The organism is Cupriavidus sp. FW216-B1 (genome assembly GCF_058789195.1).
Genome location: NZ_JBYTEL010000003.1, coordinates 1 through 16,409, shown reverse-complemented (window position 1 = coordinate 16,409; position 16,409 = coordinate 1). Strand labels below are relative to the sequence as shown.

The 16,409-nt window shown below is 69.7% G+C and carries 15 protein-coding genes; 5 read left to right on the top strand and 10 right to left on the bottom strand.

Annotated features, from left to right (window positions below; all coding sequences use genetic code 11):
- Nucleotides 1-7 precede the first annotated feature (7 nt).
- Nucleotides 8-772 carry a 2-C-methyl-D-erythritol 4-phosphate cytidylyltransferase gene (gene ispD / locus AC3WXD_RS09825; protein WP_492323600.1) on the top strand — a complete coding sequence of 255 codons (765 nt, stop codon included), beginning with the start codon at nucleotides 8-10 and terminating at the stop codon, nucleotides 770-772.
- A 47-nt stretch (nucleotides 773-819) separates the two neighbouring features.
- Nucleotides 820-1,329 (top strand): 2-C-methyl-D-erythritol 2,4-cyclodiphosphate synthase, encoded by a 510-nt coding sequence (ispF, locus tag AC3WXD_RS09820; protein WP_020201242.1) that lies wholly within the window; start codon nucleotides 820-822, stop codon nucleotides 1,327-1,329.
- Nucleotides 1,330-1,364: 35 nt separating this feature from the next.
- Here ispF and AC3WXD_RS09815 read toward each other — a convergent pair whose 3' ends face one another.
- The 6 genes from AC3WXD_RS09815 to ompR all read right to left on the bottom strand — a co-directional run bounded on the left by AC3WXD_RS09815 (nucleotide 1,365) and on the right by ompR (nucleotide 7,413).
- Nucleotides 1,365-1,934, bottom strand: coding sequence for a GNAT family N-acetyltransferase (locus AC3WXD_RS09815; protein WP_020201243.1), 570 nt, complete (start codon nucleotides 1,932-1,934; stop codon nucleotides 1,365-1,367).
- A gap of 196 nt (nucleotides 1,935-2,130) precedes the next feature.
- Entirely contained in the window at nucleotides 2,131-2,652 is a 522-nt protein-coding gene (locus AC3WXD_RS09810; protein WP_020201244.1) for a carboxymuconolactone decarboxylase family protein, read from the bottom strand.
- A 140-nt stretch (nucleotides 2,653-2,792) separates the two neighbouring features.
- Nucleotides 2,793-3,341: a peroxiredoxin gene (locus tag AC3WXD_RS09805; protein ID WP_020201245.1), complete on the bottom strand. Its 549-nt coding sequence runs from the start codon at nucleotides 3,339-3,341 to the stop codon at nucleotides 2,793-2,795.
- A 330-nt stretch (nucleotides 3,342-3,671) separates the two neighbouring features.
- Nucleotides 3,672-4,973: an MFS transporter gene (locus AC3WXD_RS09800; protein ID WP_029043236.1), complete on the bottom strand. Its 1,302-nt coding sequence runs from the start codon at nucleotides 4,971-4,973 to the stop codon at nucleotides 3,672-3,674.
- A 357-nt stretch (nucleotides 4,974-5,330) separates the two neighbouring features.
- Nucleotides 5,331-6,680: an ATP-binding protein gene (locus AC3WXD_RS09795; RefSeq protein ID WP_020201247.1), complete on the bottom strand. Its 1,350-nt coding sequence runs from the start codon at nucleotides 6,678-6,680 to the stop codon at nucleotides 5,331-5,333.
- Nucleotides 6,681-6,690: 10 nt separating this feature from the next.
- Nucleotides 6,691-7,413, bottom strand: a complete 723-nt coding sequence (gene ompR, locus AC3WXD_RS09790) for an osmolarity response regulator transcription factor OmpR (protein WP_006576352.1) — start codon at nucleotides 7,411-7,413, stop codon at nucleotides 6,691-6,693.
- A gap of 331 nt (nucleotides 7,414-7,744) precedes the next feature.
- Here ompR and AC3WXD_RS09785 point away from each other — a divergent pair, with 331 nt between their 5' ends.
- Nucleotides 7,745-8,101, top strand: a complete 357-nt coding sequence (locus AC3WXD_RS09785; RefSeq protein ID WP_029043237.1) for a hypothetical protein — start codon at nucleotides 7,745-7,747, stop codon at nucleotides 8,099-8,101.
- 113 nt (nucleotides 8,102-8,214) lie between these two features.
- Here AC3WXD_RS09785 and AC3WXD_RS09780 read toward each other — a convergent pair whose 3' ends face one another.
- Together AC3WXD_RS09780 and hpnD are read right to left on the bottom strand one after the other, a co-directional pair.
- Nucleotides 8,215-9,498, bottom strand: coding sequence for a Zn-dependent hydrolase (locus tag AC3WXD_RS09780; RefSeq protein WP_492323599.1), 1,284 nt, complete (start codon nucleotides 9,496-9,498; stop codon nucleotides 8,215-8,217).
- A 153-nt stretch (nucleotides 9,499-9,651) separates the two neighbouring features.
- A complete protein-coding gene (gene hpnD, locus AC3WXD_RS09775; RefSeq protein ID WP_020201250.1) occupies nucleotides 9,652-10,488 on the bottom strand; it encodes a presqualene diphosphate synthase HpnD in 837 nt (278 codons plus the stop codon).
- Nucleotides 10,489-10,824: 336 nt separating this feature from the next.
- On the opposite strand from hpnD, the gene AC3WXD_RS09770 reads away from it, so the two are divergent.
- Both AC3WXD_RS09770 and AC3WXD_RS09765 read left to right on the top strand, forming a co-directional pair.
- Entirely contained in the window at nucleotides 10,825-12,033 is a 1,209-nt protein-coding gene (locus AC3WXD_RS09770; RefSeq protein ID WP_492323598.1) for an efflux RND transporter periplasmic adaptor subunit, read from the top strand.
- Nucleotides 12,034-12,043: 10 nt separating this feature from the next.
- Nucleotides 12,044-15,154 (top strand): efflux RND transporter permease subunit, encoded by a 3,111-nt coding sequence (locus AC3WXD_RS09765; protein WP_492323597.1) that lies wholly within the window; start codon nucleotides 12,044-12,046, stop codon nucleotides 15,152-15,154.
- Between the two features lie 81 nt (nucleotides 15,155-15,235).
- Here AC3WXD_RS09765 and AC3WXD_RS09760 read toward each other — a convergent pair whose 3' ends face one another.
- Both AC3WXD_RS09760 and AC3WXD_RS09755 read right to left on the bottom strand, forming a co-directional pair.
- Entirely contained in the window at nucleotides 15,236-15,676 is a 441-nt protein-coding gene (locus AC3WXD_RS09760) for a hypothetical protein (protein WP_492323596.1), read from the bottom strand.
- 180 nt (nucleotides 15,677-15,856) lie between these two features.
- Complete coding sequence (locus tag AC3WXD_RS09755; protein WP_059413065.1) at nucleotides 15,857-16,267, bottom strand: DUF3830 family protein; 411 nt, start codon at nucleotides 16,265-16,267, stop codon at nucleotides 15,857-15,859.
- Nucleotides 16,268-16,409 lie beyond the last annotated feature (142 nt).

Here is a 16,409-nt window from a genome sequence, read left to right as displayed (position 1 = left end):
GCCATCCGTGTCCGTCCGCCGCTTTGCCCTGATCCCCTGTGCCGGTACCGGCAGCCGCGCCGGCGGCCGCCTGCCCAAGCAATACCAGACCGTGGCCGGCCGGCCGATGATCTGGTACGCGCTGGCTGCCTTCGCCGCCTGCGATGCCGTCAGCGCGACCGCGCTGGTGCTGGCGCCGGACGACATGCCGCTGGAGTCGCGCTTCGGCGCCGGCACGTTTGCCGGGCTGCGCTTCGATACCGCCTTCGTGGGCGGCGACACGCGCCACGCCTCGGTGCTGGCGGGCCTGCATCACCTGGCGCAGCTCGGCGCCACCGAGCGCGACTGGGTGCTGGTGCACGATGCCGCGCGCCCCGGCCTGACGCCCGCCATGATCCACGCGCTGGTGCGCGCGGTGGAAGGCGAGGGCGGTGAGGAAGACGGCCCCGACGCCGCCATCGGCGGCATCCTCGCGATCCCCGTGCCCGACACGCTCAAGCGCGCCAGCGACGCGCCGGGCCAGGGCGCGGCGGTGCGCATCGGCGCCACCGTGCCGCGCGAAGGCCTGTGGCAGGCGCAGACGCCGCAGATGTTCCGCATCGGCGTGCTGCGCCAGGCCCTGCAGGAAGCGCTGGCGGCCGGCGCGGTGGTGACGGACGAGGCTAGCGCCATCGAGCGGCTGGGCCTGCATCCGCGCCTGGTGAACGGCTCGCTGCGCAACTTCAAGGTGACGTATCCGGAAGACTTCGCGCTGGCCGAGCTGCTGCTGGGCGACGCCGCCGCGCGGTCCTGATCCGCCTTGCCCATTCGAACCCCTGTCCCTGAAGGAGTGACGCTTCCATGACCCCATTCGATATCCGTGTCGGCCAAGGCTACGACGTACATGCCCTGGTGCCCGGGCGCAAGCTCATCCTGGGCGGCGTGGACATTCCCCACGACCGCGGCCTGCTGGGCCACTCCGACGCGGACGCGCTGCTCCACGCCATCACCGACGCGCTGTTCGGCGCGGCCGGCCTGGGCGACATCGGCCGCCATTTCCCCGACACCGACGCGCGCTTCGCCGGCGCCGACAGCCGCGTGCTGCTGCGCGAGGCGGCCCGGCGCGTGCGCGAGGCCGGCTACGAGATCGGCAACGTGGACGCGACGGTGATCGCGCAGGCGCCGAAGCTGGCGCCGCACGTCGGCGGCATGGTGGCCAACCTGGCCGAGGACCTCGGGCTGCCGCCCGCGAGCTGCAACGTCAAGGCCAAGACCAACGAGAAGCTCGGCTTCGAGGGGCGCCAGGAAGGCATCGTGGCGCAGGCGGTGGTGCTGATCTGGCGCGGCACGATCACGCAGCAGCAGGACTGAAGGATCGAGGGAAAACGGAGGAGCGACGCGCGCGCTCAGCCCTTGGGCGCCGCCGCGCCTTCGGGCGGCACCGCGTAGACGTAGTCGATCAGGCGGGCCATCGCGCCCGCGCGCGCGCCGGCCTCGGTGCGCTTGACGAAGCCCATCTGCTGGCACAGGCGGTTGGCGGACTTCATCTCGGGCATGGTGCGCACCAGCAGCGCGCCGGCGCCGATGTCGCGCGTGCGCTGGATGCAGACCTGCATCAGCGTGCGCCCCAGGCCCAGCCCGCGCGCCTGCGGGCTGACCGCCAGCAGCCGCGCCTCGGGCAGGGCCAGCGTGACGGTGCTGCCGTCGAGCACCGGCACGGTCGCGCCGGGATGGCAGAACAGCACGGCGCCGCTGACGCCGTGATCGGTCTCCGCCACCCACCATTCCATTTCCGAGGTGTTCGCCGCCAGCACGGACTTCATGCCCTGCTGGAACGACGCGCGGCAGTCCTCCATGATCTCCAGCTCATACTGCCCGTAGGCCTGCTGGGTCACGGCGGCGATGTCGCCCCAGTCGTGCACGGCGGCGAGACGGTAGCGAAAGCGCGGGGAAGTATGCGAAGGCAGGGTGCTCATGGTGGGGCGAAGGCTGTGACCTTGCTGGATTGTAGGCCCTTCGGAGCACAAAAGCAGTCAGTGAATTACCGACTTGGCGCGCCGGCAACAGGCGCCGGTGCGGTGGCCGTCATGTTGGCCGATGCGGTGGCCAACATGGCGGGAAGGCGCCTGCCTTCCCGCCCGTGGCGAGCTGCGGGGGCGTTTTGCGGGGAGTTTATTCCGCGGCGATCACGTTGGCGGCCGCCACGATCACGGCGGCGATGCGGCCCACGTCGCGCAGTTGCTGCGCGGTCATGCCCTGCTCGTTCTTGAGCAGCTGGTAGTGCGACTTGACGCAGAAATGGCACTTGCCGACGATGGACGCGGCCAGCGCATACATCTCGAAGCGGCGCTTGTCCACGCCGCCGTGCGTGGCATACGCGTTCATGCGCAGGCCCGCGGGCTGGCTGGCCAGATCGGGGTCGTCGGCCATCTCGATGTACGGATACCAGACGTTGTTCATGCCCATCAGCGCGGCGGCGGTCAGCACCGCGTTGGTTTCCTCGGGCGACAGCACGCCGGAGTTGCGGATCGTGTCGACGAGCACGCGGCTCTTGGCGGCGAAGGCGGCGGCCAGGGCCACGGCCACGGCATCGTTGCCCTCGAGCGAGGAGCGCGCGATGGTGCCGTCGAGGTTCAGGCGGATGTCCTTGGCGTAGTCGGGAATCAGGCCCTTAATCGTGCTGATGAATTCCATACAAATCTCCTATCGGTAGGGGCTCAAAAAACCCGCCGGGGCGGGTTTCGAGACGCGGGCCGTAGCCCGCGCGCAGATCGCCGCAAACCGCCGGCCTTGTGGCACCGGCAGTTTGCGCTGCATGCAAGCCGTACTGAAGCTTACAGCGTGGCGCCGCCAACGGCGCGGTTGCACGGGCACAGTTCGTCCGTTTGCAGGCCGTCCAGGATACGCAGGACTTCGTCCGGGTTGCGGCCGACGTTCAGGTTGTTCACCGACACGTGCTGGATCACGTTGTCCGGGTCGACGATGAAGGTGGCGCGCAGGGCGACGCCCGCGGCGTGGTCACGCACGCCGAGCTGGTCGATCAGCGAGCCGGTCACGTCGGCGAACTGCCATTGGTCCAGCTTGTTCAGGTCCTTGTGTTCACGGCGCCATGCCAGCTTCACGAATTCGTTGTCGGTCGAGCCGCCCAGCACGATCGCGTCGCGGTCGGCGAAGTCGCCGTTGAGCTTGGCGAAGGCAACGATTTCGGTCGGGCACACGAAGGTGAAGTCCTTCGGGTAGAAGTAAATGATCTTCCACTTGCCTTCGAACGACTTCTCGGTGATGTCTTCGAATGCCGACTGGCCATTCTCTTCATGGTTGTTGAAACCCGGCTTGACACCGACGACGTGGAAGGCTTCGATCTTGTCACCAACGGTCTTCATAGACTGCTCCTGGATGCGGTTGAAGAGAGACGCTCGCGCCGCCATCCGCCGGGGGGCAGAACAGCAGCGCAACGAACATGGATTATGCGTCATCCCCGGAGGCCGGGCTAATTGAAAATCTCAAAGAGCCCGATAGCCGGGGTGGCGCCTGCGCGCACCGGCCATGCACGCCGGCCAACGATGGTGGCCGCCGCATGTTGCGGCGCCATGTCAGCCGGGACACGCGCCGCGCGTGCCATGCAGGGGCATCGCGCAGGCCAGGCCGGCCGGCATCGGAAGTCTACTCCACCGGCGCGCGGCCGGCGCGCCGGTGCCGCATGGCGGCCGTGTTCAGGCGGCCTTGCCGGCCGCTTCCACGTAGGCCTGCTGCCGGCCGGCGCGGAAGATCGTCAGCGTGGCGGCCAGCCCGCACGCGGCGGCGAACATCAGCCACAGGCCGGGCGCGGCCTTGTTGCCGGTGCTGTGGATCAGGTAGGTGGAGATCGCCGGCGTGAAGCCGCCGAACAGTGCCGTGGCGAGGCTGTACGCCAGCGAGAAGCCGGCCGTGCGCACCGCCGGCGGCATCACTTCGGTCAGCGCCACCACCATCGCGCCGTTATAGCCGCCGTACAGGAAGGACAGCCACAGCTCCACCATCAGCAGGCGGCCGAACGACGGCTCGGCCACCAGCCACGATACCGCCGGATAGGCCGTGGCCAGCGTGAGGACGGTGAACAGGATCAGCATCGGCTTGCGGCCCACGCGGTCCGACACGGCGCCCATCAGCGGCAGCCAGATGAAGTTGGACAGGCCGATGCACATGGTGACGATCAGGTTGTCCACGTCGTCGAGCTTGAGCACGGTCTTGCCGAAGGTCGGCGTGTAGGCCGTGATCATGTAGAACGACACCGTGGTCATCACCACCAGCAGGCAGCCGGCCACGATGATGCGCCAGTTGGCGGCCATCGAGCGGTAGATCTCGCCCACGCTCGGGCGGTGCTTGCGCGCCTTGAATTCCTCGGTCTCTTCCAGCGAGCGGCGGATCAGGAACAGGAACGGCACGATCAGGCAGCCGATCACGAACGGCACGCGCCAGCCCCATTCGCCCATCTGCTCGGGCGACAGCAGCGCGTGCAGCGCCACGCCCAGCAGACCGGCGAAGATCACCGCGACCTGCTGGCTGGCCGACTGCCAGGCCACGTAGAAGCCCTTCTTGCCGGGCTGGGCGATTTCCGCCAGGTAGACCGACACGCCGCCGAGCTCGACGCCGGCGGAAAAGCCCTGCAGCAGGCGCCCGGCCAGCACCAGCAGCGGCGCGGCCACGCCGATCGAGGCATAACCCGGCACGCAGGCGATCAGCAGGGTGCCGCACGCCATCAGCACCAGCGTCAGGATCAGGCCCTTGCGGCGGCCGTGGTGGTCGATGTAGGCGCCCAGCACGATCGCGCCGAGCGGGCGCATCAGGAAGCCCGCGCCGAAGGTCGCGAGCGAAAGCATCAGGGAAGCGAATTCGTTGCCGCTCGGAAAGAACGTCCTGGCGATGGCGGCGGCGTAGAAGCCGTACACCATGAAATCGTACATTTCCAGGAAGTTGCCGCTGACAACGCGGAACACGGTACGGAACCCGTGCTGCTGGGACGTGGAGCTTGACATGTGGCTGTCTCTCGCAGGCGCCGCCGGTCAGTCCCGGCGGCTTGATTGTGGTGGTTTCTGTCAGCCTTGCGGGGAGGCCGCGCACGTGGCTGCGCGGTGCCGTGGGCGGCGGTCCGGCTGATGGCGGGAGTTTGCGCCGGGGCGCTGTCAATCCGCTGTCAAAGGCCTTTCAAATTGATATCAGCGGCTGTCGAAAACCTGTCAGTCGCCGGCGCGGGTGTGGGGAGGGGCACTTGCGGCGGACTTTCCGGGCGCAGGGCTGGGGCGGAAATGCGGAAGGCCATTTCGCGATGCCCGCGCGGGGCACGGCGAAATGGCCTTCGATGCGACGCCGCCAGGATCCTCTTGAAACGGCTGCTAGGCGCGCCGGAAAAATGCGCTCACCACCAGCCCGGTCTCGGGCGGCGGCCGGTTGGCCAGCATCAGCCGGCCGCCGTTGCGCTGCAGGATGCGGTTGACGATCGACATCCCCAGCCCCGCGCCCTTGGCCTCGCTGCGCGCGCCGTCGAGCCGGTAGAACGGGCGCGTGAGCAGCGGCAGCTGCGCCTCGGGCACGCCGCTGCCGTTGTCGGCCACGGTCAGCACCGCTTCCTTGTCTTCGATGCGGGTGCTGATCTCGACCACCGCCACGCCGTTGTCCTCGGCCTTGGCGTAGCGCCGCGCGTTCTCGACGAGGTTGTCGAGGATGCGCTGTACTTCCATGCGGTTGGCCACCGCCATCACGGGCTCGCCCGCGCGCACGTGCACCTGCACGTCGTCGTGCGCGCCGTAGACGCCCACCGCGTCCTGCACCAGCGCCGACAGGTCGACCGGCTCCACCGTTTCCAGCGCGGGGCGGGCGTAATTGAGGAACTGGCCGATGATCGCGTCCATCTGCTCGATGTCGGCGATCATGGCCTCGCGCGTGGCGTCGTCCACGGGCGACATCTCGGTCTCCAGCCGCAGCCGCGTGAGCGGCGTGCGCAGGTCGTGCGAGATGCCGGCCAGCATGACCACGCGGTCGTCGTCGAGCTGGCGCAGGTCGCGCACCATCTGGTTGAAGCTGTGGTTGGCCAGCGCCACTTCGCTGGCGCCGTGCTCGGGCAGCGTGGGCGGGTCGCCGCCGCCGCCGATGGCGCGCGCCGCGTTGGCCAGCCGCTTGAGCGGATGGTTGACCAGCGAGGTGATGAAGGCGGCGCCGATGATCGACAGCAGCAGCGCGGCGATGCTCCACCACAGCCACTGGATGCCGGGCACGCGCTCGAAGCGCTCGGGGCTGATCGCCACCCAGTAGTCGTCGCCCTCGATCTCGAAGCTGACCCACACGCCGGGAATGTCGTTGACGGTGGTGGCGATCACGGTGTCCTCGCCGAGCCGGCCGCGGATCTCCTGCTGCACCAGCTGGGTCAGGAACGGGTTGGTCGTGGGTCGGGAGAAATCGTCGTCCTTCTCGCGCGGGTAGACCTTGATGCCTTCGTTCTGCACCAGGTCGAGCAGCAGGAAGCGCCGCCGCGCGGGGTCGGAATAGAGCAGGGCGGCGCGCGTGAGCTTGACCACGCTGACCACCTGCATGGCGATCTGCTGGGCGCGCGGCGCGCGCTCGAACAGCCGGTAGCTCTGGAACCAGATACCGAGCGAAAGCGCCAGCAGGAGGGCGATCAGCATGAAGGTCCGCCAGAACAGCGAACCGAACAGGCGTGTGGCCGCGCGGCCGAGGGCGGTCGCCATGCGCGGCGCCTTACTTCACGCCATCGGGAATGAATACGTAGCCGAGCCCCCAGACGGTCTGGATGAACCTCGGGTTGCCCGGATCGGGTTCGATCAGCTTGCGCAGGCGCGAGATCTGCACGTCGAGGCTGCGGTCGAAGACTTCATATTCGCGCCCGCGCGCCATTTCCATGAGCTTCTCGCGCGACAGCGGCTGGCGCGGATGGCGGGCGAACACCTTGAGCACCGAGAATTCGCCGGTGGTCAGCGTGATCTCCTCGTCGTTCTTGGTCAGCGTGCGCGTGGCCAGGTTGAGCACGAAGTCGCCGAAGGCGAAGGTCTCCGGCGTTTCCGAGGGCGCGCCGGGCACCTCGGCCGGACCCTTGCGGCGCAGCACGGCGTGGATGCGGGCGATCAGCTCGCGCGGGTTGAACGGCTTGGGCAGGTAGTCGTCGGCGCCCATCTCGAGGCCGACGATGCGGTCCACGTCCTCGCCCTTGGCGGTGAGCATGATGATCGGGGTCTGGTCATTGGCCCCGCGCAGGCGGCGGCAGATCGACAGGCCATCCTCGCCGGGCATCATCAGGTCGAGGACCAGCAGGTCGAAACGCTCGCGCAGCCAGAGCTTGTTCATCGCGGTGGCGTTTTCCGCTACCAGTACCGTGAAGCCCTGTTCGCCAAGGTAGCGGCGCAGCAGGTCGCGCAGACGGGGATCGTCGTCCACGACGAGAATCTTGTGGCTGGTATTTTCCATGGCGGTATCTTAGCGACAATCGCTTTCGCTCAAAATGGCTTAACAAAAGGTTACATACTTTACCCCGTGGCATGGCGGCGCGCATCCGGCGTCCTTGTACACTGCCGCATACCGTTTCCGCAGCCGCGCCCGCGCGCGCTCGTACCGCGGCTTTGCCGCGGCTTGTACTGCGGCTCGCACCGCGGGTTTTGCCGCAGTTCGTGCCGCTTGCGCGGGTGTCGCCGTGCACGACCCCGGCAATACCGGAGGATGCGCGCGGCGGGGCAACGGGATCTCCTGCTTCCGGCAGGCCGGCCGGCCGCCGTTCCAGAAGCGAAAACCGCCATTATCAATGAAAGTTACCCGCAAGCGCGCCGGGATTTCTCTTTATCGTACCGGCGCGGCGGTGGCATTGCTGCTCGCCGCCGGCGCCGGCCATGCCCAGTCGCCGGGCATGGCGCATCTGCTGCAGAGTCCGGGGCGGGCCGCCGCGCCCAATCCCCCCGCCCGCGACGGCTTCGCGCGCAACGAGCGCGAGCGCTTCGGCCAGGACGAGGCGCGCGCCCGCGCCGGCAAGTACCGCGCCGAGCGCGATCTCAACGAACGGCTGTCGCGCGACCAGTCCAACGACAAGCTGTCGCCCGACGAGCGCCGCAAGCTGCGCCAGAACCTCTACGACCTCGGGCGGGAGATGTACCAGGGCGGCTGACGCCGCGCCCGCCGCATGCCCGCCCCTTGCCCGCACCATGCCTGCGCGGGCTTGCCGGCCTTCCGGCGGGGCGTTGTGATTGGCATGCCTCTTACCGATCCCGCCCGCGGCGCCTAGCCGTGCGGCTGGAAATGCCGCAGGAAATCCACGAACGTTTCCGCCGCGAGCTGGGCATCGGCGGCGGTGATGGTCTCCAGCGGGTTGTGGCTGATGCCGCCGTTGCCGCAGCGCACGAACAGCATGGCCACGTCGGTGATGCGCTGCATCATCATGGCGTCGTGGCCGGCGCCCGAGGGCAGCTCGAACGCTTCCAGCCCGCGCTTTTTCAGCACCGCGCCGAACTGGTCCATCAGCCAGCGCGCGCACGGCGCGTTGTTGACCGGCGCCACGCGCTCCACCTCGGCGGCCAGGCCGCGCCGCGCGGCGATGGCCTCGATGCCGGCCAGGATGTCGGCGATGGCGGCTTCGCGGATGCCGTCCTCGCCGGCGCGGATGTCCATCGAGAACACGCACTCGCCGGGAATGACGTTGCTCGACCCGTTCGGCACCTGCAACTGGCCCACGGTGCCCACCAGCGTGGGCGCCTCGCCGCAGCGGCGCTCCACCAGCAGCACCATCTCGGCCGCCGCGGCGGCGGCGTCCTTGCGCATGGTCATCGGCGTGGTGCCAGCGTGGCTGGCCAGACCGCGCACGCGCACCTGGAAGCGGCTGCTGCCGGCGATCTGGGTGACGACGCCCAGCGGCAGTTCGTGGTGCAGCAGCACCGGGCCCTGTTCGATGTGGACCTCGACGAAGCCGTGCAGCGTGGCGGGATCGACCGCCGCGGCCCGCAGCGCGTCGAGGCTGCCCGCGCCCGGCAGGCCGGAGGCGGCCAGCGCCTCGCGCAGCGTCACGCCGTCGGCGTCGGCGCGCGCCAGCAGGGCCGGGTCGAAGCGGCCGGCCAGCACGCTGCTGGCCAGGAAACTGGTCTTGAAGCGCAGCCCTTCTTCCTCGGCGAAGGCGACCACGTCGAAGTGATAGGGCAGGCGGATGCCGGCCGCGTTGAGCGCGCCCGCCACCGCCACCGGCAGCAGGATGCCGAGCCGGCCGTCGTAGCGGCCGCCGTTGCGCACCGTATCGAAGTGCGAGCCGGTCATCAGCACGCGCGCCGCCTCGCCCGCGGCGGGGTCGGCGGCGTAGCGGCCGATCACGTTGCCGATGGCGTCGATGCGCACCGCCATGCCGGCCGCGCGCATCCACTCGGCCAGTTGCGCCTGCGCGGCGCGGTGGGCCGGGGTCAGGTAGGCGCAGGTCAGGCCGCCTTCCATGTCCGAGAAGCGGGCCAGCGCGTCGGCCTGGTCGAGGATGGTCTGGCCGAGCGGGGCGCCGGCTTGCGGGAGCGGAGTGAACTGGGTCATGGCAGGAAAGAAAAGCGTGCCAGCAGCGGCGCGCCCCCGGCGGGCGGGCGGCGCGAAGCGGGAATGGCGAAACGGGGGTGAAACCGGGATGATAACGCCGCCGGCGCGCTCAATTCTCGCGGCAAACCACGCGCCTGGCGCGCCCGGCGCGCGTCAGCGGTTGCGCAGCCACGTCTTCCACGCGATCCACAGCTTGCGCATGGGCGTGAGCGAGATGCGCTGGTTCAGCACCTGGAAGTCGCTCGCCTCCAGCTCGTCGAGCAGCGCCTGGTGGATCGCGCCCATCACCAGCGCGGCGCGCTGGGCACGGCGGTCGGCGCGCGGCAGCAGCGCCAGCGCCTCGCGGTGCAGCGCGCGGGCCTGCCCGGCGCGCTCGCGCATCAGCGCGGCGAAGCGCTCCGAATGCGTGCCGCGCGTGATCTCGGCCGCCGGCACCTGGAAGCGCTGCATGGTGTTGACGGGCAGGTAGATGCGCCCGCGCCGGGCGTCCTCGCCCACGTCGCGCAGGATGTCGACCAGCCGCAGCGACAGGCCGAGCTTTTCGGCGAATGCCAGCGTGCTGGGGTCCTGGCAGCCCAGCAGGCGCGCGCTCATGGTGCCGACCACGCCGCCCACGTGATGGCAATAGCGGGCCAGCGCGATGTCGTCGAGGTAGCGCGACTGGGCGAGGTCCATCTCCATGCCTTCGAGCACCTCGCCGAACATCGCCTGCGTCAGCCCGGCGGCCTGCGCGTGGGGCTGGAGCGCCTTCGTGACCGGATGGCTGGGCGCGCCCATGAACATCTGGCCGATCTCGTTGCGCCACCAGGCCAGTTGCTGGTGCGCCACGCTGGCGTCCTGGGTGTCGTCGACGGCATCGCCGATCTCACGGCACCAGGCGTGCAGCGCCGTCATCGCCTGGCGCTGCGCGGGCGGCAGGAACAGGAAGCTGTAATAGAGGCTGGAGCCGCTGCGGGCGGCTTTGTCTTGGCAATACTGATCGGGCGTCACGCCGGTCTCGGTCGGTGAAGTGGGGGCATCCGCGGGGGGCATCCGCGCCGGACGGCGGGGCCGCCCGGGGAACGCGGCGGATTGTAGCACCGCGCCCGCGCCGGCCCGCATGCGCCGGGCGCGCTGCTGCGACAATCCGCCGCGCTTGCCGCCATCGCCTGCCGGTGGTGTCCGGGACGGTCGGCAAGCGCCGCCGCGGGCGCTTTAGAGGGCTTCCCCCACGGAGCGCCGTTTGACGCATTCGGGTCCACCCCGCTATATTGCTGACCGGCGGGTTATTAATTGCCCCGCCGGCTCTCGCTGTGCCCGCAGTCCCACCGATCTCACGCTCAATTCATGCCAGTGCCTTGCCCCAGGCCGGACGTCGCGGCCGCCGAAGTGTTTTCTTCCTCGCTTTCCGCGCCCGCCGGCCGAGTCGGCCGGGCCGCCCGGAGCGCGCGCGGCCTGGCTGCCTGCCTGGCCGCGGCTGGCCTGCTGTCGGTGCTGGCGGCCTGCAGCCCCAAGCCGGAGCCGGCCCCGGAAGTCCGCCCGGTGCGCCTGATGCGCCTGCAGGCAGGCGCCGGCAAGACCGATTTCGAGTTCTCCGGCGACGTGCGGCCCCGCATCGAGTCGCGCCTGGGCTTCCGCGTGGGCGGCAAGATCGCCGCCCGGCTGGTCGACGTGGGCGCCACGGTGCGCAAGGGCCAGCCGCTGGCCCGGCTCGACCCGACCGACCTGGGCCTGGCCGAGGCCGGCTCGCGCGCGCAGTTCGACGCCGCCCGGACCGACCGCGACCTCGCCGAGGCCGATCTCAAGCGCTACAACGACCTGTTCGCCAAGGGCTTCATCAGCGCCGCCGAGCAGCAGCGCCGCCAGGCCACCTTCGACTCCGCCGTGTCGCGCCTGCGCCAGGCCGAGGCCGGCCTGCGCAACCAGTCCAACCAGACCGCCTATGCCGTGCTGCCCGCCGATGCCGACGGCGTGGTCACGGCCATCGACGCCGAGGTCGGCCAGGTGGTCACGCCCGGACAGCCGGTGGTGCGCGTGGCGCAGACCGCCGAGAAGGAAGTGGCCGTGGGGCTGCCCGAAGACCAGGTCGAGCGCCTGCGCGGCATCTCGGACGTGACGGTGCGCACCTGGGCCGAGCCGGGCCGCCCGCTGCCGGGCCGCGTGCGCGAGATCGCGCCGATGGCCGACCCGGTCACGCGTACCTACGCCGCGCGCGTCAGCGTGCCCAACCCGCCGGCCGACTTCAAGTTCGGCATGACCGCGGTGGTGACGTTTACGCGCACCGGCGACAGCGCCGCGCTGCGCGTGCCGCTGTCCGCGCTGCTGCAGCAGGGCGGCGGCAACCAGGTCTGGATCTACGAGGCCGCCGCCAACGCGGTGGCCGGCACCGTGCGGCCGGTCAGCGTGACGCTGGGCGAGCCGCAGGGCAACGAGGTGCAGGTCACGCGGGGGCTGGCGCCGGGGCAGACCATCGTCACCGCCGGCGTGCACCTGCTCAAGCCCGGCCAGAAGGTGAAGCCGCTGCCGTCGGTGGCGCCCGCCACCGCGCGCAACTGAGGCGCGCGGCATGGAACATTCCCGCTTCAACCTCTCGCGCTGGGCGCTCGAGCACCAGCCGCTGACGCGCTACCTGCTGGTGGTGCTGCTGCTGGGCGGCCTGTTCGCCTACTTTCAGCTCGGCCAGGACGAAGACCCGCCGTTCACGTTCCGCGTGATGGTGGTGCAGGCCTACTGGCCCGGCGCCACCGCCGAGCAGATCGCCGTGCAGGTCACCGACAAGATCGAGCGCCAGCTGCAGGAAGTGCCCTACGCCGACAAGATCCGCAGCTTCTCCAAGCCCGGCGAGACCACGGTGATCTTCCAGCTCAAGGACACCTCGCCGGCCAAAGAGACCGCGCAGATCTGGTACACCGTGCGCAAGAAGGTCGGCGACATCGCGCAGACGCTGCCGGCCGGCGTGCGCGGGCCGTTCTTCAACGACGAGTTCGGCGACGTGTACGGCTCGATCTACGCGCTGTCCGCCGACGGCTTCAACTACAAGGAACTGCGCGAGTACGCCGACCTGGTGCGCCAGCAACTGCTGCGCGTGCCCGCGGTGGCCAAGGTGGCGCTGATCGGGCTGCAGGACGAGAAGATCTTCATCGAGTTCAATCAGGCCCGCTTCGCCCAGCTCGGGCTCGACATCAACGCCATCGCCGACCAGATCTCGCAGCAGAACGGCATGAACGCCAGCGGCGTGCTGGTGACGCCCGGCGACAACCTGCAGGTGCGCCTGTCGGGCCAGTTCGCCGACGTGGCCGACCTGGAGAACCTGGTGCTGCGCGGACCCAGCGGCATCGCCAACATCCGCCTCGGCGACATCGCCCACGTCTACCGCGGCTACGTGGACCCGCCGCAGAGCAAGATGCGCTTCCAGGGCAAGGAAGTGATCGGCCTCGGCATCTCGATGGAGAAGGGCGGTGACATCATCGCGCTGGGCAAGAACCTGCGCGCGGCGATGGACGGCCTGCGCGGGCAGCTGCCGGTCGGCATCGAGCTCGATCAGGTGCAGAACCAGCCCGAGGCGGTGGAACGCTCGGTGGGCGAGTTCGTGCACGTGCTGATCGAGGCGGTGGTGATCGTGCTGGGCGTGAGCTTCGTCTCGCTCGGCCTGCACACCCGGCCGCTGCGCCTGGACGCGCGGCCCGGGCTGGTGGTGGCGCTGACCATCCCGCTGGTGCTGGCCGTGACCTTTCTGTTCATGAACCTGTTCGGCATCGGCCTGCACAAGATCTCGCTCGGCGCGCTGATCGTGGCGCTCGGGCTGCTGGTGGACGACGCCATCATCGCGGTGGAGATGATGGTGCGCAAGCTGGAGGAAGGCTTTTCCAAGATGGAGGCCGCCACCTTCGCCTACACCTCCACCGCCATGCCGATGCTGACCGGCACGCTGATCACCGCCGCCGGCTTCCTGCCGGTGGGGCTGGCGCGCTCCACGGTGGGCGAATACACCTTCGCCATCTTCGCCGTGACGGCGCTGGCGCTGGTGCTGTCGTGGCTGGCCGCGGTCTATTTCACGCCCTACCTGGGCTACCTGCTGCTCAAGGCCCGCCCGGCCGGCGAGGGCGCCCAGCACGAGGTCTTCGACACGCCGTTCTACAACCGCTTCCGGCGGCTGGTGCACTGGTGCGTGACCTGGCGCAAGACCGTGATCGCGGTCACGCTGGTGGCTTTCGGCCTCGGCCTCTATGCCTTCAAGTTCGTCGAGAAGCAGTTCTTCCCGGACTCCAGCCGCCCCGAGCTGATGGTGGAATTGTGGCTGCCCGAAGGCAGCAGCTTCGCCCAGACCGAGGCCGAGACCCGGCGCTTCGAGCGCGCGCTGCGCGACGACCGCGAGATCGCCAGCCTGGCCAGCTTCGTCGGCACCGGCGCGCCGCGCTTCTACCTGCCGCTCGACCAGATCTTCCCGCAGAGCAACGTGGCGCAGGTGATCGTGCTGCCGGCCGACGTGGCCCTGCGCGAGCGTGTGCGCCAGCGCGTGACCGACCTGCTGGCCAGCGATTTCCCGCACCTGCGCGGGCGCGTCAAGCTGCTGCCCAACGGGCCGCCCGTGGCCTATCCGGTGCAGTTCCGCGTGATCGGCCCCGAAGCGGCCGGCGTGCGCAAGCTGGCCGATGAGGTCAAGGCGGTGATGAGCGCCAACCCCAACACGCTGGGCGTCAACGACAACTGGAACGAGAGCGTCAAGGTGCTGCGCCTGGACATCGACCAGGACAAGGCGCGCGCGCTCGGCGTGAGCAGCACCGCCATCGCGCGCGTGACCCAGACCGTGCTCACCGGCGTGGCGGTCGGCCAGTACCGCGACGGCGACAAGCTGATCGACATCCTGATGCGCGCCCCGCGCAACGAGCGCGACGCCATGTCCGACCTGCAGAACGTGCAGGTGCCCACCGCCAGCGGCCGCGTGGTGCCGCTGACCCAGGTGGCGCGCATCGCGTTCCGCTCCGAGCCCGGCGTGGTCTGGCGCGAGAACCGCGACTTCGGCGTGACCGTGCAGTCCGACGTGGTCGAAGGCATCCAGGGCCCCACCGTGACCGCGCAGATCAATCCCAGGCTCGACGCGCTGCGCGCGCAATTGCCGCCCGGCTACCGCATCACGGTCGCCGGCGCCGAGGAAGAAAGCGGCAAGGCCGGCGCCTCCATCGCGGCGCAGCTGCCGCTGTGCATCTTCATCATCTTCACGCTGCTGATGCTGCAATTGCACAGCTTCTCGCGCGCGCTGATGGTGTTCCTGAGCGGCCCGCTCGGCCTGATCGGCGCCGCCGCCACGCTGCTGCTGCTGCGCGCGCCGATGGGCTTCGTCGCCCAGCTCGGCATCACCGCGCTGCTCGGCATGATCATCCGCAACTCGGTGATCCTGGTCGATCAGATCGAGCAGGACATCCGCGGCGGCGCGCCGGCCTGGGAAGCCATCGTCGAATCGGCGGTGCGCCGCTGCCGCCCCATCATCCTGACCGCGGCGGCCGCCGTGCTGGCCATGATCCCGCTCTCGCGCTCGGCCTTCTGGGGCCCGATGGCGGTGGCCATCATGGGCGGCCTGATCGTCGCCACGGCGCTCACGCTGCTGTTCCTGCCGGCGCTGTACGCGGCGTGGTTCAGGGTGAAGGCGCCGGAGGCGGGGGCGGTGGTGGCGCGCTGATGCCGCCGGCAGGGCCGCGCAAGCCTGCGCGGCCCTGTTTCGTGCCGGGACGGGGACTATTCGCCCGGGACTATTCCCCCGTCACCGGAACGGCTTGAAATGGCACGTGGGGCAATAGAGCGACACGCCGGGCTCGCCCTCGATGACCAGATTGCCCGACCGATACTGCGTGACACTCCACGTGCCCCGTTTCCCGTCCTTGAACGACACCTCGCCGGCGGCCGAGCACGGCGACCAGTCGACGGCGTGAAGGGCATCCTGCTGACTGATCTCTCTTGCACCAGTCAGGAAGCGGCGCACCGTGCGCGCGGTGACGACGAAATCCTTGCAGGTGGAGTCGGCATCGGTGGCCAGCGGCGAGCGCCGCGCATTCTCCGTGATCGTGACCGACCGGATCTGCGGCAGGTGGATGAGGCAGGTGCGCGGTTCGAACTCGGTTGCGGGGACGCATGCTGCCGCGGCAAGAACGCCGGGGGCGGCGCTGCCCAGCAGCAGCGCGGACAGGATCAGGTGCTTCGCCATCGTGTGATGCTCGCTTCCATTGGTGTTTTTTCGCAGGCCGTGCATGCCGTGAGGCACGCGACGGCTGCGCGGCGCGGGCATGCGTTGCGCAGGGTAGCAAGCGGATGGCGGAGTTTGTCGGGGAAATTTCGCAACGGGACCCATGAAGCTGCGTCCCGGCGGCGCCCCGCATGGCTCGCGCTACATCGCCTCGAACACCACATCCTGCGCGCCTTCCCACAGCACCTTGGTGCCGAGCGCGCGCAGGTTTTCCTTGCCTTCGACGATGGTCAGGAAGTGGTTGCCGGCGAGCTGGCCCATCTTGCTGGCGAAGCAGCAGCTGCCGTAGGCGAGGATGATCTCGGTCTCGCTGTAGCCGCCCGGGTAGAACAGGATGTCGCCCACGGAGGGGTGGCTGGTGTGGTTCTCGAAGCCCACGCCGAGCTTGAACTCGCCCAGCGGAATCCAGCAGCCTTCGCCGCTCCAGCGCACGTGGATCAGCTTCTGGCGATAGGGCAGCAGCTTGGTGAAGGCGGCTACGGTGAGCGGGGCGTCGGGATTGGTCTCGGCGACGAACTGGTAGCCGCCGGCGGTGATGCGGATACGGGCCATTGAGGCTCTCCTGGTCTGGTCGGAACTGGTCGAAAGAATCGGGCAAAAACAAGCGGCAGAAACGCGGGGGGGGGGGGGGGGGGGGGGGGGGGGGGGGGGGGGGGGGGGGGGGGGGGGGGGGGGGGGGGGGGTGTGGGGGGGG

Excerpts from the sequence above, each read along its gene's own strand:
- ispF (WP_020201242.1), top strand. The coding sequence starts at position 820 with ATGACCCCATTCGATATCCGTGTCGGCCAAGGCTACGACGTACATGCC.
- AC3WXD_RS09815 (WP_020201243.1), bottom strand. The coding sequence starts at position 1,934 with ATGAGCACCCTGCCTTCGCATACTTCCCCGCGCTTTCGCTACCGTCTC.
- AC3WXD_RS09810 (WP_020201244.1), bottom strand. The coding sequence starts at position 2,652 with ATGGAATTCATCAGCACGATTAAGGGCCTGATTCCCGACTACGCCAAG.
- AC3WXD_RS09805 (WP_020201245.1), bottom strand. The coding sequence starts at position 3,341 with ATGAAGACCGTTGGTGACAAGATCGAAGCCTTCCACGTCGTCGGTGTC.
- AC3WXD_RS09800 (WP_029043236.1), bottom strand. The coding sequence starts at position 4,973 with ATGTCAAGCTCCACGTCCCAGCAGCACGGGTTCCGTACCGTGTTCCGC.
- AC3WXD_RS09795 (WP_020201247.1), bottom strand. The coding sequence starts at position 6,680 with ATGGCGACCGCCCTCGGCCGCGCGGCCACACGCCTGTTCGGTTCGCTG.
- ompR (WP_006576352.1), bottom strand. The coding sequence starts at position 7,413 with ATGGAAAATACCAGCCACAAGATTCTCGTCGTGGACGACGATCCCCGT.
- AC3WXD_RS09785 (WP_029043237.1), top strand. The coding sequence starts at position 7,745 with ATGAAAGTTACCCGCAAGCGCGCCGGGATTTCTCTTTATCGTACCGGC.
- AC3WXD_RS09780 (WP_492323599.1), bottom strand. The coding sequence starts at position 9,498 with ATGACCCAGTTCACTCCGCTCCCGCAAGCCGGCGCCCCGCTCGGCCAG.
- AC3WXD_RS09770 (WP_492323598.1), top strand. The coding sequence starts at position 10,825 with ATGCCAGTGCCTTGCCCCAGGCCGGACGTCGCGGCCGCCGAAGTGTTT.
- AC3WXD_RS09765 (WP_492323597.1), top strand. The coding sequence starts at position 12,044 with ATGGAACATTCCCGCTTCAACCTCTCGCGCTGGGCGCTCGAGCACCAG.
- AC3WXD_RS09760 (WP_492323596.1), bottom strand. The coding sequence starts at position 15,676 with ATGGCGAAGCACCTGATCCTGTCCGCGCTGCTGCTGGGCAGCGCCGCC.
- AC3WXD_RS09755 (WP_059413065.1), bottom strand. The coding sequence starts at position 16,267 with ATGGCCCGTATCCGCATCACCGCCGGCGGCTACCAGTTCGTCGCCGAG.